The sequence below is a fragment of the Veillonella sp. genome, from assembly GCF_041333735.1.
Classification (GTDB): domain Bacteria; phylum Bacillota; class Negativicutes; order Veillonellales; family Veillonellaceae; genus Veillonella.
Window position 1 is genome coordinate 1,903,538 of record NZ_JBGKFB010000001.1, and the last position, 18,124, is coordinate 1,921,661.

Consider the following 18,124-nt stretch of genomic DNA (forward strand, 5'->3'; position numbering starts at 1 on the left):
TTAATCCTCTTTCCAAGATACATGACCAATTTCAACACTTGGTTTTGCATTCAATGTTAAATCTGCGAATTTACCGGCTTGGGCCATATAATAAGCGCGACAACCAATCATCGCTGCATTATCAGTGGACAAAATTTTATGAGGCTTGTAATAGGTAAATCCTTCTTTTTCGCACATCTTTTGTAATGCTGTTTGTAAACCTTTATTAGCAGAAACACCACCAGCTATGGTAATACGAGTTTCCCCCAATGTATGCGCTGCATCTCGTGTTTTCTCAACTAATACATCTACAATCGCCTTTTGGAAGGACGCTGCAACGTCTGCTTGATTTATCGGCTCATTCTTTTGCTGCTTGCTATTTAAATAGTTTAACACAGCAGATTTCAAGCCACTAAAACTAAATTCGAAATTTCCAGGCTCACTCAAAGCCTTTGGAAATTCAATAGCATCTGGATTACCTTCAAGAGCTAATGCATCGATATGAGGGCCACCTGGGTAAGGGAACCCCATAACACGAGCAATTTTATCAAATGCTTCCCCCGCTGCGTCATCACGAGTCTGTCCAAGAATATCAAACTCTTCATAGCCTTTTACATGCACTAACATGGTATGACCACCAGACACAACGAGGCTTAAAAATGGAGGCTCCAATTCTGGATTGGCTAAGAAATTAGCAAAAATATGACCTTCCATATGATGAACCGGCACCAAAGGAATACCTGTAGCAAAGGATAATCCCTTTGCAGCAGCTACACCAACTAATAATGCGCCCACTAGACCTGGACCATAGGTAACGCCAATATGGTCTATATCTTGTAAAGTTACATTTGCATCGCGCAAAGCTTGATCTATGACAGGTATAACTTGTTCAATATGATGGCGTGATGCGATTTCTGGTACAACACCACCAAATTTTCTATGAATAGGCACTTGGCTAGAAATTACATTAGATAAAACAGTACGCCCATCCTTTAGGACGGATGCAGATGTTTCATCGCAACTACTTTCCAAGGCTAATGTGTAAATACTCATTCTATTTCCTCTGAAACGAGAGACATAATATAAGCATCCTCTTTTGGCTCTGAATAATAATCTTTGCGAATTCCTTTAACAGTAAATCCTAGATTTCTATACATTGCCAAGGCAGGTAAATTAGATATGCGTACCTCCAAGAAGATTTCATGCATCCCTCTATTCAAACATTCATCTATTAATTCTTTAGTAAGTTTTGAGCCATATCCCTTACCACGGGCGGAAGGTAAAATAGCAATATTCGTGATTTGTCCTTCATCGTATACAAGCCAAGCACCAGCATAACCCACAATATGATTTCCTTCACAAATAACCATATATAGCTTATTATCGTCCCCTTCAAGTTCAGCAAGTACAGATTCCAAGCTCCATGGAACAGAAAAGGACTGTTGCTCTATATCATAAATGGCTTGAGCATCATCTACCGTAGCTAACCGAATCTCCATTATTCTGCTCCTGCCGCTTCGGTAACAACAACTGTAGGATTTTGGTTTAACATGTCTGGATTATCCTTATGTCGTTCCTCCCATAAAACCTCTGCTTCAGAGCGACGGATATAATAAGGAACCATATCCATTGGATCACATATTTCTTCACGGATAACTAAGTCGCGTCCCGCTAAAAGTAAAGAACTGGCTTTTGGAATGCGTTGTGAAATATCTAGAATAGTCAAATTAGTATCGTTTTCGTCTAAAAGCTTTTCAATACGCTTGATACCATCACCTAAGAATAAGACCTCTTCCTTAGTTTCTCGGAACTTTTCTAATAAATCACTAACCGCAATAACAAACGGTTCCTCTTTACATACTAGCTCATTGTTTTCATATCGATATAGACCTGCATATACATGCTTTTTCTGAGCATCGATTACAGTACAGATAGTTCTATTTGTATATGAAACATTATGAGCCAAACTATCCATGGTCATCACACCGTACAATGGAATTTGTAAGGCATAAGCCATAGCTTTTGCAGTCCCCATACCTATACGCAATCCCGTAAATGAACCAGGACCAATGCTAACTATAATACCTTTTAGTTCATTCTTTTTTACTTGTGAGGCTCGCAACAACATGTCGATGTGAGGTATTAGCTGCTCAGAATGAGTTAATCCCGCTTGAATGGTTAGTTCACCAATCAAGTTTGTTTCATCCATTAAGGCCACACTCGATACGAGCGAACTTGTCTCAATTCCCAACCACATATGGGCCTCCTATATCTACTAAATCATCTTTTGTAAGATAATCACTACTTAACGTAATGGATCGGCTTGTATCATCAATACGAGTCAGATATATCCATAATGTTTCATCTGGTAATTCATCAGAAAATTTATCAGCCCACTCCACAATGGATACACAGTCCTCTGTATATTCGTAAAAGCCAATATTTTCTAATTCACTTATATCATCTAATCGATATACATCAAAATGATATAAATGTGTTCTATCAACATCGTAAGTATTCATGATGGCAAACGTAGGGCTAGTAATCTCCTCTGTAACGCCAAACCCTTTCGCAATGCCTTGGGATAGATGTGTTTTTCCGGTCCCCAAATCACCAATTAAGGCAATACATAAAGGGTCACCACTTTGTTTGACCCATTTGCCTAATAATTGTCCAAATTGTTGTGTATCTTCAACTGTATGAGTCTCTAATTGAACCTGTGCCTTATGATTCATGAAAATGATTATATCCTTTCGCTTCTATGGTCTTAATCGTTTTATCCGGTGTTACCATCTGCACCTGAGCTGATCCAGATACAACTTCACCAATTATTGTAATGCCTGCTAAATTCTCTAATTTAGGAAGCAATGATTTAGGAGCCGTAAATACTAGTTGAAAGTCCTCGCCACCATACAATGCATAATCTACTGGATTAGTCTGCAAATACTTAGCTAATTCATAAGTCTCCTCATGTAGTGGAATAGCTTTTTCCTCTATGACAATAGATACATTGCTAGCCGATGCAATTTCATTTAATTCACTACCGAGACCATCACTTATATCATTCATACTATGAATACCTAATTGTCTCAATTGTTGGCCCAATTCTATTTGTGGATCTGGACGTTGATGACCAACCTTGGTCATATGATAACCATCTAAATTATATGATAAGGCGCCCAAACCTGTAGCAGCATAACCTACGTAATTTGTAATACCCACAATATCACCTACTTGCGCACCGCTACGCATAATAGCAGTTCCTTTAGGGACATCACCAATAATTGTTACAGTCCACACCATGGGCCCTTCCGTACGCACCGTATCCCCACCAAGTATATTAAGATGATATTTTGCGCATTGATCTTTTATACCTCTATAAACTTCATCAAGAATAGCCGTATCAACATATTTAGGTGCCGCCACAGATAGCACAATTTGACGAGGAGTACCACCCATAGCAGCAATATCACTCAAATTGGCCGTCATGAGACGATAGCCTACATCATAGGGCTTCATATAGTGAAAGCTAAAGTGAACCCCTTCCACCATCGTATCAGTACTAATTAATTGATCTGTTTCTTCCTTAGCACTATATACAGCACAATCATCACCAATTCCTGTAATCACAGTACTTGGATCATGTATCGTATTATCTTGAATGTGGCGAATGAAATTAAATTCCCCTACATCTTTTAATTGCATCTCATCACCTGGCTTCCGAATAGTATACATATTGTATTGTAACATATATAAAAGACAACAAAAATAGCAGATAGTTGATATATCAACTATCTGCTATCAATGAGCCTAACTTAATTATTTTTTAATTAGGTTTGTCATCCGTTTAACAGGATTTTTCGTATCAAAGGAACCTACAGTAGTTACCTTTTTACCATTGCTAACGAAGAGAACACCATTAATATTATCAAAAGATGTCAATGTATTTACAATGGCAGCCATTTGTAATTTAACAGTTAAGTCCCCACCATTACCTTTTACGAAAGCGTCATTCACTTCTACAGAAGCAATGCCGTCCTTTACAGTAACGGATGTAATTTCAATATCCTTGGAGAATACTGGATATTTTTGTGCTCTATCAGCTTTTAACATCGCTAGAAGAGCAGCTTTAGGCGTTACTTTATCCGCCTCCATCTCAACGGTTGATTGTTTTACCCCTGAGCCATCCTCTGTTGGAACAAAGAAGGCCATCTTAACCATTTCTTGAGATGTTTTTGTTGTTTCTGCATCCTTATTGACTTTCGTCTCTTGCACAGGTTCACTTTTACTAGTTGTAGGTGCTTGATTAGGTGTACAACCCGCTGCAAATGCAAGCAAACCTACGCAGAGGATCGACAGAACTTGTTTACGTAATTTCATCGATTAACCTCCAAAGTAACTAGCAATACCATTGGCAATGCGATTTGCAAAGTCTTCTTGTGTTTGAGGAGATTGCAATACACGTTCTTCATTAGGGTTGGAAATAAAACCAAGCTCTACAAGAACTGCAGGCATGTTAGAATGTCTCAACACATATAAGTTACCTTCTTGAATGCCACGGTCACCATTGAAACCTGGAACGCTAGCAATTTGAGATTGTACCTTTTGTGCTAATCGAGCATCATTGCCTGTTTTACTATAGTAGTATGTTGCAATACCACCAACACTTGGGTTGTTGAATGCGTTAATATGCACACTGATGAGCGCATCAGAATTGCTACGGTTTGCTACGTTAACACGAGCACCCAATTCATCAACACCACTTGCATTAGGACCGTATACGTCTACGTCTGTAGTACGAGTCATAAGCACTTTAGCGCCACGATTTTCTAGAGCTTTTTTCAAGTACATAGAAATCGGTAGTGTAATATTTTTCTCTTGTACACCATGCGGCCCAACGGCACCAGAGTCACTACCACCATGACCTGGGTCAATCGTAATTGTTTTACCAGATAGACCACCGCTAATAGAATAATTACCGGATCCTGTTGGCATATTTTTCGCAGGATGTGCAGAAGGAGATGGACGTTTGCCATAATAAGCAGGTTTAGGTGCCACACCTTTTTTCTGTACATCTACAACGATGCGATACGGTTTCTGATTAACCGTATCTTTCTTTAGGGAAAATACCTTTACATCACTCGTATCGATAGATGAAGGTGTCTTGATTGTTACCTTCACATCTCTGCCATCTTCTGTGAGTCTAGCAGAACTAGCTATGCTAGAGTCCATATTGATATTCGCTTTAGCAGTTTTTAGCTTTGTGTTCTTTAAGGTAACAGTCGTCGTTTTCCCATCTTTGCTAATCGATGCAGACGCTTTTACCGGTGCTGACAAATCCATAACCATACGAACATATGGTACCGGTGCATCAGTTCGTGTCACCCATCGAGCATCTTCAAGATTAGCTGCCTTTGCTTGAGTCAAGAATAGTGGTATCGCCATCAAGAGAGCAAGGCACATAAAAAATAGTTTACGCAATACATTCACTCCAATCTAACTGACATACGTAGTGTCCAAACCATAGAGATGAGTCGATGATATCTTTGTGAATCAAAGTCTCATCGTTCCAATCTATCCATAAACTAATGTTAGATTATAGATAGATTATTTCATACAAACATGAAGATTAGTATGCCGATTATACATATTACTATATAAAGTCTTTATACAGTACACACAAAAATCAGTTGCTTAAAATTAATTTTTGTGCTATGCAATCGACGCTAACGTTCAGTTGTAATTTGCCATTCATTCCCATCCGTACTAATGTGAATACGTCCCATCGTATCTGTACGGTAAATGGCAATATTGTTCTCCTGCAAACGACGTAATGTTACATCGTGAGGATGACCATAACTATTATACATGCCATTTGAAATTAATGCACTTTCTGGTTTAATAGATTTCAAAAAATCTTCAGAGCTACTTGTGCGAGAACCGTGGTGACCTACCTTAAGAACACGGGCAAACAGTCTAGAGTTCTGCTCTTTTATGAGTTTTTTCTCTTCTTGTAATTCTGCATCACCAGTAAAGAGCATAGAGAATTTACCAAAAATTAATTTACCTACAATAGAGTTATTATTAAGATCTGGCGCTCCTTTTTTATCTGTTAAAGGTTCAGTCCAAGGTGCATATACAACAAATACCGCTCCATGACCAAAATCTACTACATCACTACTACGCAATGTAGACCGTTGGATTTTATTTTTATCAATCCATTTTTCATAGGTTTTATACATATTATTATCAACAGAAATACCATCATCATACACATGTTCAATAGGCATAGCTTTTGCGATGGCATAGAAACCACCCATATGATCAGCATGAGGATGTGTGATAATTACATTTTTTAGCTTTGTAACACCCATAGATTTTAACTGTGCCACAATGTTCTCACGATGCTCTATATCACCTGTATCGATCATACTATATTCATCGCCAACCTTGAGCAATATGGCATCGCCTTGACCAATATCAAGCATATATACGTCTAGATGACCTTCAGGATTTGTTTGTTTCGTATCAATGGAATAGCCTTCATTTACACTAGTGCTATTCTGAGATGCTGCATTAGCTACATCTTTATTCGTGCATCCCGCAATGGCAAAGATAGGAATGCATAGCACTAATAAAAAGGCTATAAGTCGCTGTATTTTATTTGTCATTCTTATTCTCCCAATAATTCACTAATAACACAACCTATCGATGTACTTACATCACTAGGTGTATACCCCCAAGTTTTAGTATCACTTAGTATATCTGCACTGCGGCTATGTACATAGACGCCTAAAATGGCACCATCTTGTAAGGAATAACCTTGGCTAATAAAACCTGCAATAATACCTGTTAATACATCTCCCATACCACCAGTTCCCATACCAGCATTTCCGATAGTATTAACATATACCGTACCATCAGGTAGTGCCACAACAGAAGGAATTCCCTTTAGCACCAATACAACTTGATGCGCTTTGGCAAATGCTCGAGCCAGTGTAATATAATGACGTTCAATCCATTTTATAGGTAAATCTATAAGTCTACTAAATTCACCTAAATGAGGCGTCATTACACAGTATGGCAGATTTTTTTGCACCTTATATACGGACTCAATATGTCCATCACGCAACGCATCTTTATCTACAGACCCTACATGCCCCAATGCATATAACGCATCTGCATCAATGACGAGCGCGCCTTCATAGGAATCAATAGCTTGATTTACTACATCTGGAATATCTGTAGTGCGCCCTAAACCTGGACCAATAGCAACTACTTGACGTCCGTCATAAAGGGATTCATTTTCATCGATAGATGTTACCATTACCTCCGGTATGATACGACCTTGCACAACATGTTTAATTGTATCTGGAACGCCTAATGTAACCTTACCGGCTCCACTGTGAACAGCAGCTTCTGCGGCCAACATAGGGGCTCCAACCATATCACTAGATCCACCGACTATTAATGTATTCCCATTTACACCTTTGTGTGCCATAGGAACCCGATAATTAATTAGTGTTTCTGCTAAATCCGAATCAATAGTTATAGTACTATCTCGATCAACTAATACGTGATGCCAAGGTACGCCTAACGGTGCAACAATAGCTGTACCCCCTATGGCCTTGCCGGGATATAATAATAAGCCTTGTTTAATAGCCCCAAAGGTAACCGTATAATCATAAGACAATGTTCCTTCTGAAATTTGACCAGAAGAAGCATCAAGCCCTGCCGGTACATCAATAGCCCACAAATCAAAATTATATTGACTACGCATAGTATCAATATCATGCAAAACATCGATGGTTAAATCCCGTAATCGACCTGTTAACCCTGTGCCCATAATACCTTCTACAGCAATAGCCACATTGGACCAATCATTGAATTCGTCATACATATCAATGATACAACCCATGGCTTCGCATCTTTCAAGTTGCACTGCAAAGAGGTCACTACATTTGCTCGTATCACCGACAAGTACAATTTGTACAGGTACGCCTTGTTCTAATAGATGACGAGCGGCTACAAGTCCATCTGCCCCATTATTTCCTGTACCACAGATAAATAGCACAAAACTATTGATTGAACGTGCATTATCTAAGGAAAATAAGTCATATTGTCCCCATAAAGCATCTACAATGCCACGTCCTGCATTTTCCATTAGAATTTCCAAAGAAACACCTAACTGCTTAGGTACCTCTTGATCTATATATCGAGCATCTTCAGTTGTTAATATTTGCATCTTATGCTCCTTCAAGTATAACCGTGCTCATTGCATATTCTTTACAATGGCTAATCGACACATGTATTTCAGTATAACCTAATGTTTCATAGATTTCTTTAAAAGTATCTTGTAGACGAATTAAGGGCGCCCCCAATTCATCATGATAAATTTCTATATCTTGCCATGAACCATGACGCATTCCCGTTCCTAATGCTTTAATGAAAGCCTCTTTAGCAGCATATATACCAGCATAAGACTCATAACGCCCTTTTTTTCGGCTTTCACAGTAATCAATCTCATGAGACGTATACACGCGATCACGAAATGATTTAGATTTCTCTATAGCACAACGGATACGGTCAATTTCAATAATATCATTCCCTAATTTCATAATAACTCCTAAATTACCCTAACATTTATATTATACACTCTTAAAGTGGATAAAAACATAGATAAAATCTAGGCATTTACTGAAAATGGTAATGTAGGCAAGCTATAAATTTCTACCTTACCCTTGCGATTAACGGCCACATACATTTGACCATTACGATAATCCATATCTTCTACTTCCATACCTGACGCATAAGGAGTTATATTCTTAACAACACCTTCATCATCAACAGAAACAAAGGTTGTTAAGGTTGTAAATATAGTATTACCATTCGCTGCATAGGCGCCATTATTATTTAAATCACTATGCTCTGCATCAATGGTAAAGCTACGAATTCGATTAAAATTCTCATCGTAATAATTAATTGTACGATGAGAATTTGTTAAAGGCACAATCGATACATATTCGTTGCGCTCTTTATCAAAAGCAAAGTTAAATACCTTTTCTTTCAATTTAATAGGCGCCTCTACAATCATGCTATCAGCTTCAATAGGTGTAACGATATATCCATCTACAACAGCGTTAGTTGTATAGTAACGATTATTATTCGGATTATAGGTCAACGTATTCATATGGCCTAATAAACGTTTTTGACTATATTCATACTTAGCAACAACTTGTAACGTTGTTGGATTTATTTCATAAATAATTTGCTTTGTATTATCTGAGTTTATACAGGCAAGAACAAATACATCTTTTTTAGAGTTATAACAAAAGCCTTGGCATTGATTAACAGAACTATCTAAGGGTATCTCAGCTAACCGTGTTAACGGTAAAGGCATTTGAACTGCACTTACAGGTTGTGCTAGCTTTGGTATGTCAAAGACATTAGCAATATATTCAATTACACCTTGATCCATACTTTCACCTCAAGCAAATAAAATGTATATAACTGTATATTAATTCACAAATATAAATATATAAAAAATAGGCGGTAAGACAAAAGTCTTACCGCCTAAAGTTGGTGCCGGAGGTGGGACTTGAACCCACACGGTGTTACCCGCTTGATTTTGAGTCAAGTGCGTCTGCCATTCCGCCACTCCGGCGTCTCGGAACATTTGTTATTATACAGATATCCCAAAACAATGTCAACATATTTTTTATATTTTATCTAAAATATTTTTAACCGTTTCCATACCGATGTCACATTGTTGCTTCCACGTAAGAGCTACACCTGTTATATAGCCTTTACGAGCATATTCCACATCAGTGGGAATACTTTCAGCACCATAATCAAGCTCGCCTGCTAACCAATAATAATCTTGCCCTCTTGAGTTAATACGAGCATCGATAATATTACTATAGGTTTGTAAACCTTGACTAACCATTTTAAAATGATCCCAATCGCATGCCCCACGCAATGGGAAGTTTACATTCAATAAGCCATCAAATTGACCTTTAACATAGATCTTTTCAATTAATTCATGTATAAAGGGATGCATTTCATCCCCTCGTTCAGGAGAATACCGTTCCACAGATAATGCTAAGCCTGGAATGCCGTAAAAACAACTTTCCATGGCAGCAGAAACCGTACCAGAATACAATACATCCGATCCTAAGTTAAAACCATGATTAATACCTGAAATCACAAGATCCGGCATATCATCACTTAATAAATAACTAAGACCAAACTTCATGCAATCAGACGGTGTTCCCGTTAGAGCATAAAGGCGAGGATTTTCATCCTCGCCATTGTACGCATCTAATTTTAAAGGAATCTCAGTCGTCAATGCATGGGATTTAGCACTTTGCTCATTGGCAGGTGCTACAACGGTAATTCGATAATATTGACTTAAGTACGATGCAAGACGGCGTAAACCATCTGCTAAAATACCATCATCATTACACATTAAAATATGCATAGTCACTCCTACAGATTCTATTTTTTATTCTTATTCATGTTTCCCATACGGGTCAATTTAACGTCATTTAAGCCAACAGCTCGCGTATGAACTGTATGAGACCACACCTTATTATGACGACGGAACCAGCCTAAAATATTTACAGGAATCCAAGAATATACAAATAATGGATATAGTAAATAATAGAACCAAATCTTTGGTGGTACCTTAATCTTCAATAATACGATAAGTGGGAATAAATATTGCCCAACACCGATAATAGTCCATACAGACATAGGTAAAATTTGATACAAAATGTTTGTATAGATTGGTGTGTAAGCATTGATATAAGACAATACCAAATACACGGTAGTCAACAATAGGAAATACGGTTGACTCACTTGGAAAATACCATCCAAAATCATAATATTACCAGTTTTGATACCAGTAGCAAACAACTTTGGAATATATCGTCCTGCACAGTCAAATTGACCTTGCGCCCAACGTAAGCGCTGTTTACAAGACGCCTTCATGGTTGTAACCTTTTCATCATAAACGATGGCATCATGAGCCCAACACGTACGAATACCATGAGTTAACAACTTCATGGAGAATTCCATATCCTCAGTCAAGCTATTACAATCCCAACCATATTCACGGATAATAGATGTACGTATACACATACCAGTACCGCCTAAGGCTGTAGATAAACCAATGCGGTATTTTGCCAAATGCCACATGTGGTTAACCATCCAAAATGCGATAGAGAACGTACCCGCTACCCATGAGTCCGTAGGGTTTTTAGAATTTAAGTAACCTTGAATAACAGATTCACCTTTTTCAAGATGATCATTCATTTCCAACATGAATTGGGGATGTACTAAATTATCGGCATCAAAGATAAGAAATGCATCATATTTCCGATCCATTTGTTCTACGCGATTAAACATCCACCCCATTGCATAGCCTTTACCTACTTCTTCTTTATTGAATCGTTCATGCACATTAGCACCAGCAGCTCTTGCTACATCAGCAGTCTTATCTGTACAGTTATCAGCTACAACAAAGATATCGTACAGCTCATCCGGATAATCTAGACTTCGTAAATTTTTTACTAATTCACCGACTACAGCTTCCTCATTATGAGCACACACAACAATAGCAAAGGAATTTTTTGGGGTATAGTTTTTATGTACTCTAGACCGCCACATACCGATTACGGCGAGTACAAAATAATAAACCGTATAAATTACGATTATTACCTGCATAGGGATCAATATCAGATCCAGTAGGTAATTCATACTATTATCCTCCACACACTTATTTACGCACCATATTTAACGCCCCATTAATAAGGCCAAACACTACATAGCCAGCAAAAATCATTACTGCCCATGTGTGCCAATCATAAACGAGACAAGCTAGAACAAAAATAGCAGTAAGTACAATGGAAAGTTTATTAATATTAACCGCAGATTTACCTTTGAAGTCTGGATATTTAACTTCACTAACCATTAAGAAGCCTACACCTATCATGCAAACTACTAGCACAAATTGAGGCACCTCTACGCCACACAATACGTAGGTAGCAGCCAAACAACCTGCAGCTGGAATTGGTAACCCTTCAAAGTAACCATGAACTTCTTCAGTTTTGATATTAAAGCGAGCAAGGCGGAATGCGCCTAATACAGCAAATGCTAGTAAAGGAACATAGGCAATCCAACCTAAACCGTATAGCTCTTTCATATATAACATATAAGCCGGTGCTACACCAAAGCCCACAACATCAGATAAAGAATCTAATTCACGCCCCATAGGGCCTGCTACACCTAATGCTCTCGCTACACGACCATCTAAACCATCAGCGACTAAGGATAATAGTACGCAAATAGCTGCATAGAAAGTATTACCTGTAGCAGAGAATGTAATGCCAAGGACACCGAAGGCTAAATTAGCACTAGTAAATAAATTTGGAATAATAGATTTATTCATGACGCAACCTCCCAATAACAGTGTCTCCACCTGTAATATGTTGACCTTTTTCCACGAACAACTCTACATCCTTATCCATGTAGATTTCAGTACAGGAACCGAATTTAATCATCCCGTACAATTGACCGCGTTCAAGCACACTATCAAGATCCGTCCAAGATACTATACGACGCGCTAAAAGGCCCGCAATTTGTGTTACTAATACGGAAGTGCGATCATTTTCAATACAAATAGTATGACGTTCATTTTCAAAGCCTACATCATCTTTAAAAGCAGGCAAGAAACTGCCCATTGTGTAATGACGGTATGTAATTTTACCGTCAATAGGCGCACGATTGGCATGTACGTCGAAAACAGATAGGAAAATAGTTACCTTTTTACATTCTTTATGTAAGTAAATATCTTCGTATACATCAGAAATATCCATAATTTTACCATCTGCTGGAGATAAAATTAAATCTGGATCTTGAGGGATTACACGTTTAGGATTTCTAAAGAAATTGACGAAAAATAATGCCAGAATAAATGAAATAATCGCAATTACATAATGTCCTAAAAATCCTAACACCACAGTGATAATGAGCATAGCCCCTATCAGTGGAAACCCTTCCTTAATTATTGGTCCTGTAGGCACGATTCAACACTCCTCTATTTATTTCTAATAACGGTCCACATAAACTTAGGAATAGCCAACATGCGGCCAATCCGTTGAGGTTCTAAATATAATCGATACAACCATTCGAGACGATTCCGTTGCATCCATTCTGGGGCCCGAGGAATATTACCTGCCAAAACGTCAAAGGAACCACCAATACCAATGGCAACAACGCCATCAAGGTGACTCAATTTTTCTGAAATCCATTGTTCTTGCTTTGGTACGCCTAAGGCAACAAACACTAATTTTGCCTTAGACTCCCCAATAGCTTTAACGATTTCTTGTTCCTCTGTGCTATCGAAGAATCCATCATGAATCCCTGCAATATTTAATGGTCCAACTTGGGCAGATAAATTATCAATTGCTCGTTGAGCAACACCAGGTGCTGCCCCTAAGCAGTATACAGGAATTTGCTGGTCAGCCGCAACTTTAAATAATCGTTTTGTTACGTCTACCCCCGTTACACGTTCAGGCACATGTTCGCCTTGACGCTCTGCAGCCCACAAAATGCCAGCCCCGTCGGGAACGACGAGACTAGCATTATTCAATATGGTATGCAATGTAGGATTTTCATTAGCCAACATAACCATTTCTGCATTAGCCGTGGCTACTAGATGTAGCCCCGGCTCTTCAGTTAATTGCAAAATACGTTGGACTGCCTCATCCATTGTTACACAATCGATAGGCACAGATAAAACAGAAATACGTTTATTCAATGTAATACTCCATTATCAACCACTATAATTTGGTGCTTCAACGGTAATGCTTACATCATGCGGATGACTTTCTTTTAAACCAGCCGCTGTAATTTGAATGAATTGAGTATTTTCAATCATTTCTTGGATGTTATGACATCCGCAATACCCCATACTTGCACGCAAACCACCAACCATTTGGAAAATTGTATCAGCCAACATACCTTTATAAGGTACGCGACCTTCAATACCTTCAGGAACTAATTTCTTAGCTTCTGTTTGGAAATATCGATCTTTACTACCAAGCTTCATAGCCCCTAAGCTACCCATGCCACGGTATACTTTATAGGAACGACCTTGGTAAATCACTGTTTCCCCTGGGCTTTCATCAGTACCAGCTAAAATATTCCCCATCATAACTACATTGGCACCAGCCGCAATAGCTTTGGCAATATCGCCAGAATATTTAATGCCCCCATCAGCGATGATAGGAATTCCATAGCGACGACCTACTTGAGCAGACTCATATACTGCAGTAATTTGAGGTACCCCAATACCTGCGATAACACGTGTTGTACAAATAGAGCCCGGTCCAATACCGACCTTAACAGCATCTGCACCTGCTTCAATAAGAGCCTCTGTACCAGCTGCAGTCGCTACATTACCTGCAATAACAGGAATATGAGGATAAGCTTGTTTAATTTCTTTCAATGTACGAAGTACACCTGCAGAATGACCATGTGCTGTATCTACAATGATTACGTCAGCCTTAGCAGATACAAGTGCATCAAGACGATCATATAAATCTTTAGATACACCAACAGCAGCACCAACTAATAATCGACCACTGCTATCCTTGGCAGAATTTGGATATTTTGTCGCTTTTTCAATATCTTTTATAGTAATTAAGCCTTTTAAGTTTCCATCGCCATCTACGAGAGGTAATTTTTCAATACGATGTTCACTTAAAATTGCTTTTGCCTCTTCAAGAGAAGTACCTTCTGGTGCAGTAACAAGGGAATCCTTTGTCATGCAGTCTCCGATTTGGCGAGTTAAATCAGTTTCAAAACGCATATCGCGATTTGTAATGATCCCTACTAGTTTACCATGTTCTGTGATAGGTACACCAGAAATTTTATATTTTCCCATAATTTCTGCTGCATCAGATAGTAAATTTTGAGGACTTAAGAAAATAGGATCAACGATAACACCATGTTCAGAGCGCTTTACCTTATCAACTTCATGGGCTTGTTCTTCAATAGACATATTTTTATGGATAACGCCAAGGCCACCTTCACGAGCCATAGCAATAGCCATACGGGATTCAGTAACTGTATCCATCCCAGAACTAATCATAGGGATATTTAACGTAATGTCACGAGTTAATTGAGTTTTTAACTCTACTTGATGTGGTAGCACATCAGAAGCCGCTGGTACTAATAAAACATCATCAAAAGTTAGTCCACGCATACCGAATTTATCGTCTCTCATATTTAATTCCTTTCCGTATAATAAAACAAAACTACGACCCGCCTAGTCCATATTGGACTAGGCGGTCAGTCGTAGCTTAGCGTTCAGACCGCAAAATGCCGCCTTCCATATAATCATCTTTTTTCATATCTACGAAGATAACTTTTACTGCGTCAGCAGGTACATTAACGATATCAACCGCAGCTTTAGTGATAGCTTCACCTAATTGTTTTTTTTGTTCTTTTGTGCGCCCTTCAACGAGCTCTACATGAATAAGTGGCATATTGACCTCCATAGATGAAAATGAAATAAATTTGTTTGTTCTATTATACGGTATGAGGAACAGATACACAAGGGAAAAACCCAGATAAAATCTAATATTATCGCTACTTATGTACTTATTATTCCTACCTCTTAATTATACAATATTCTAAGAAATTTTTCACCAAATCTTTTTTCTAATTCTTCTTTCATTACAGATTCAAGTTTTTCCATCCCATGGTGACTTGCAAAATCTAATACATCCTTGCGAGCCTGTACCAATATTTCAATATCTTTAATAATATTGGCAACCCGTAAATCAGGTAATCCTGATTGGGCTAAGCCAAATAATTGACCAGAACCACGCAATAATAAGTCTTGTTCGGCAAGTTCAAAACCATCCTGTGTCTGTTCCATCAATTTTAAACGCTCTTGGCTTACATCATTTTTTGAATCACTTACAAGAATACAATAGGATTGATGAGATCCACGGCCTACACGGCCACGCAACTGGTGCAATTGAGATAGACCAAATCGCTCTGCCCCTTCAATGCACATAATGGTCGCATTAGGCACATTGACACCGACCTCAATAACGGTAGTAGAAACGAGTAATGAAATCTCACCTTTATGAAAGGCATTCATCACTTCATCCTTTTCACTTGGTTTCATACGACCGTGTACAAGGCCAACTTCATAAGCCTTGTAAAAGTACTCTTTTAGTTCTAAATACAGTTCTTCTGCTGCCTGTAAGTCTAATTTTTCAGACTCTTCTACTAGAGGACATACTACATAAACTTGACGACCTTCTGCCATCTCTTTGCCAAAGAAGTTTCTCAATCGTTCTTTATATGAGCTATCTACAGCATACGTTTTAACAGGCTTACGCCCTGGTGGCATCTCTTTAATCAAGGATACAGCAAGATCACCATATACAGATAAGGTCATGGTCCGTGGAATTGGTGTAGCTGTCATAATGAGTACATGTGGGTATGTACCCTTTTGTTGTAATCGTGCCCGTTGTTCCACACCAAAGCGATGTTGTTCGTCGATAATGACGAGGCCTAAATTATGGAAGTTTACGCCCTCTTGAATAAGCGCATGAGTACCGATGATCATATTAATTGATCCATCAGCTAAGCCTTCATAGATGCGCTCTTTTTCTTTTTTTGTAGTAGAACCAGTTAATAACTCCATAGTAATGCCTAAATTACGACATACCTCTGTTATGCCTTCATAATGTTGAGCCGCCAAAATCTCCGTAGGGGCCATTAACGCACCTTGGTACCCATTTTCAATGGCCTTCAACAAACTCAATGTAGCTACAACGGTTTTACCAGAACCTACGTCACCTTGTAATAATCGTTGCATAGGACGTTCATCTTCCATATCGATGCGAATATCCTCTAATGCACGCTGTTGATCACCTGTTAAGGAGAACGGTAAGTTTTCTATACACTGAGCCATTAAGTCCCCATTAGGTCCCATCTTAGGCCCTTTATGACACTGCTCTTTATTCCGCAACAAGGCCAATCCAGATTGCATGACAAATAACTCTTCATAGGCCAATTGGTGACGCGCTTCTTCGTATCGCTCTGAAGAATCCGGGAAATGCATCATTTTAAATGCATCATAGCGACTCATATATTGATGTGCTTCACGAACCTCAGCAGGCAAAATCTCTTGCAATTCATGATTAGCAGCGAACCAATTGCGTACTGATGAGCGCACCACAAATTGAGACACTCCATCAGCCAAGGCATAAATAGGAACAATGCCACGATCTGGCTCTCCACCATCTCCCAAATTTTCTATTTGGGGCGTATTCATTTGCATAGACCCATATTGAAATTCTGCTTTGCCATATGCATATAGACGCTGACCTTTTTTATAAAAGTTCTTTTTATACCCTTGGTTAAATAAAACAATCTTTAATGGACCAGTACCATCTGCAATGACTACCTCTAATATAGACAATCTAGGTCGAGGACGTTTTTCTTGAACAGCAATAACATTGCCCACAACGCCACCGGTCATACCAGACTTTAATTCACCAATTCTATAAATTGTACGGCGGTCTTCGTAGCTTCGCGGGAAATATGTCAACAACGATGTTACATTCGTAATCCCTAGCTTATGCAATTGTTTCTCCCGACCAGGACCAATCCCTTTAATGGTCGTTAACCGTTCATCCATAGAAACTCCTTTAAATATACGATAAACACTGAGGATATATCCAATTTCTGTATATCCTTGTGTAAAAGCCCATTCATATCATAGAATATGATATATAGTATACCTTATATTGTAGTATATTTCATAAAAAGAGCAATATGTACGATAAAAACACTTGCTTTAACTATGTCTTTATGATAATATACTTTTGTTATGTTATAGATTAAGCTTGGAGGTGGAAACTATGGCAAACCTTTGCGAAGTATGTGGCAAATCCACATCTAGCGGTATGAACGTGAGTCACTCTCACATTCGCACAAGAAAAACTTGGAAACCGAACATTCAAAGAGTACGGGCGGTTGTAGACGGTGCTACTAAAAAAGTTAACGTATGCACTCGCTGCCTTCGTTCTAATAAAATTACACGCGCGTAAAATAA

The 18,124-nt window shown here is 38.5% G+C and carries 20 protein-coding genes and 1 tRNA gene; 1 reads left to right on the plus strand and 20 read right to left on the minus strand.

The features are described from left to right. From tsaD to recG, 20 genes are all read right to left on the minus strand, one after another. A complete protein-coding gene (gene tsaD / locus ACDF53_RS08800; RefSeq protein ID WP_295232007.1) occupies window positions 1–1,032 on the minus strand; it encodes a tRNA (adenosine(37)-N6)-threonylcarbamoyltransferase complex transferase subunit TsaD in 1,032 nt (343 codons plus the stop codon). Beyond that, entirely contained in the window at window positions 1,029–1,478 is a 450-nt protein-coding gene (gene rimI, locus ACDF53_RS08805) for a ribosomal protein S18-alanine N-acetyltransferase (RefSeq protein WP_370816064.1), read from the minus strand. Before rimI ends, tsaD begins: the two co-directional genes overlap by 4 nt. Further along, window positions 1,478–2,236: a tRNA (adenosine(37)-N6)-threonylcarbamoyltransferase complex dimerization subunit type 1 TsaB gene (tsaB, locus tag ACDF53_RS08810; protein WP_303931866.1), complete on the minus strand. Its 759-nt coding sequence runs from the start codon at window positions 2,234–2,236 to the stop codon at window positions 1,478–1,480. The genes rimI and tsaB overlap by 1 nt, the downstream gene beginning before the upstream one ends. Then, the gene (tsaE, locus tag ACDF53_RS08815) at window positions 2,220–2,714 is read right to left on the minus strand and encodes a tRNA (adenosine(37)-N6)-threonylcarbamoyltransferase complex ATPase subunit type 1 TsaE (RefSeq protein WP_295232014.1); all 495 of its coding nucleotides are present in this window, start codon (window positions 2,712–2,714) and stop codon (window positions 2,220–2,222) included. Before tsaE ends, tsaB begins: the two co-directional genes overlap by 17 nt. After that, window positions 2,704–3,684 (minus strand): thiamine-phosphate kinase, encoded by a 981-nt coding sequence (thiL, locus tag ACDF53_RS08820; RefSeq protein WP_370816065.1) that lies wholly within the window; start codon window positions 3,682–3,684, stop codon window positions 2,704–2,706. The genes tsaE and thiL overlap by 11 nt, the downstream gene beginning before the upstream one ends. A 114-nt stretch (window positions 3,685–3,798) precedes the next feature. Further along, window positions 3,799–4,359, minus strand: a complete 561-nt coding sequence (locus tag ACDF53_RS08825; RefSeq protein ID WP_370816067.1) for a GerMN domain-containing protein — start codon at window positions 4,357–4,359, stop codon at window positions 3,799–3,801. 3 nt (window positions 4,360–4,362) lie between these two features. Then, window positions 4,363–5,460 carry an N-acetylmuramoyl-L-alanine amidase gene (locus ACDF53_RS08830; RefSeq protein ID WP_370816068.1) on the minus strand — a complete coding sequence of 366 codons (1,098 nt, stop codon included), beginning with the start codon at window positions 5,458–5,460 and terminating at the stop codon, window positions 4,363–4,365. A gap of 245 nt (window positions 5,461–5,705) precedes the next feature. Further along, window positions 5,706–6,650 carry a ComEC/Rec2 family competence protein gene (locus ACDF53_RS08835; protein ID WP_370816070.1) on the minus strand — a complete coding sequence of 315 codons (945 nt, stop codon included), beginning with the start codon at window positions 6,648–6,650 and terminating at the stop codon, window positions 5,706–5,708. Between the two features lie 2 nt (window positions 6,651–6,652). Continuing rightward, window positions 6,653–8,224, minus strand: coding sequence for an NAD(P)H-hydrate dehydratase (locus ACDF53_RS08840; RefSeq protein ID WP_370816072.1), 1,572 nt, complete (start codon window positions 8,222–8,224; stop codon window positions 6,653–6,655). A 1-nt stretch (window position 8,225) separates the two neighbouring features. Then, on the minus strand, window positions 8,226–8,597 hold the full coding sequence (gene acpS, locus ACDF53_RS08845; protein WP_370816073.1) for a holo-ACP synthase: 372 nt from the start codon (window positions 8,595–8,597) through the stop codon (window positions 8,226–8,228). Window positions 8,598–8,665: 68 nt separating this feature from the next. Beyond that, window positions 8,666–9,457: a hypothetical protein gene (locus ACDF53_RS08850; RefSeq protein WP_370816074.1), complete on the minus strand. Its 792-nt coding sequence runs from the start codon at window positions 9,455–9,457 to the stop codon at window positions 8,666–8,668. Between the two features lie 102 nt (window positions 9,458–9,559). Next, window positions 9,560–9,643 (minus strand) — tRNA-Leu (locus ACDF53_RS08855). Window positions 9,644–9,697: 54 nt separating this feature from the next. Further along, the gene (gene surE, locus ACDF53_RS08860; RefSeq protein WP_370816075.1) at window positions 9,698–10,459 is read right to left on the minus strand and encodes a 5'/3'-nucleotidase SurE; all 762 of its coding nucleotides are present in this window, start codon (window positions 10,457–10,459) and stop codon (window positions 9,698–9,700) included. Window positions 10,460–10,476: 17 nt separating this feature from the next. After that, the gene (locus tag ACDF53_RS08865; protein ID WP_370816077.1) at window positions 10,477–11,739 is read right to left on the minus strand and encodes a glycosyltransferase family 2 protein; all 1,263 of its coding nucleotides are present in this window, start codon (window positions 11,737–11,739) and stop codon (window positions 10,477–10,479) included. Between the two features lie 19 nt (window positions 11,740–11,758). After that, complete coding sequence (pssA, locus tag ACDF53_RS08870) at window positions 11,759–12,430, minus strand: CDP-diacylglycerol--serine O-phosphatidyltransferase (protein ID WP_370816078.1); 672 nt, start codon at window positions 12,428–12,430, stop codon at window positions 11,759–11,761. After that, window positions 12,423–13,064, minus strand: coding sequence for a phosphatidylserine decarboxylase family protein (locus ACDF53_RS08875; protein ID WP_005386340.1), 642 nt, complete (start codon window positions 13,062–13,064; stop codon window positions 12,423–12,425). Before ACDF53_RS08875 ends, pssA begins: the two co-directional genes overlap by 8 nt. 14 nt (window positions 13,065–13,078) lie before the next feature. After that, window positions 13,079–13,801 (minus strand): WecB/TagA/CpsF family glycosyltransferase, encoded by a 723-nt coding sequence (locus tag ACDF53_RS08880; RefSeq protein WP_295231793.1) that lies wholly within the window; start codon window positions 13,799–13,801, stop codon window positions 13,079–13,081. A 15-nt stretch (window positions 13,802–13,816) separates the two neighbouring features. Continuing rightward, entirely contained in the window at window positions 13,817–15,271 is a 1,455-nt protein-coding gene (gene guaB / locus ACDF53_RS08885) for an IMP dehydrogenase (protein ID WP_295231795.1), read from the minus strand. Window positions 15,272–15,347: 76 nt separating this feature from the next. Continuing rightward, on the minus strand, window positions 15,348–15,533 hold the full coding sequence (locus ACDF53_RS08890) for a 4-oxalocrotonate tautomerase (RefSeq protein ID WP_105089292.1): 186 nt from the start codon (window positions 15,531–15,533) through the stop codon (window positions 15,348–15,350). Window positions 15,534–15,664: 131 nt separating this feature from the next. Next, the gene (gene recG, locus ACDF53_RS08895) at window positions 15,665–17,707 is read right to left on the minus strand and encodes an ATP-dependent DNA helicase RecG (RefSeq protein WP_370816079.1); all 2,043 of its coding nucleotides are present in this window, start codon (window positions 17,705–17,707) and stop codon (window positions 15,665–15,667) included. Window positions 17,708–17,930: 223 nt separating this feature from the next. On the opposite strand from recG, the gene rpmB reads away from it, so the two are divergent. Next, a complete protein-coding gene (rpmB, locus tag ACDF53_RS08900; RefSeq protein ID WP_005386334.1) occupies window positions 17,931–18,119 on the plus strand; it encodes a 50S ribosomal protein L28 in 189 nt (62 codons plus the stop codon). The last annotated feature ends 5 nt before the right edge of the window (window positions 18,120–18,124 follow it).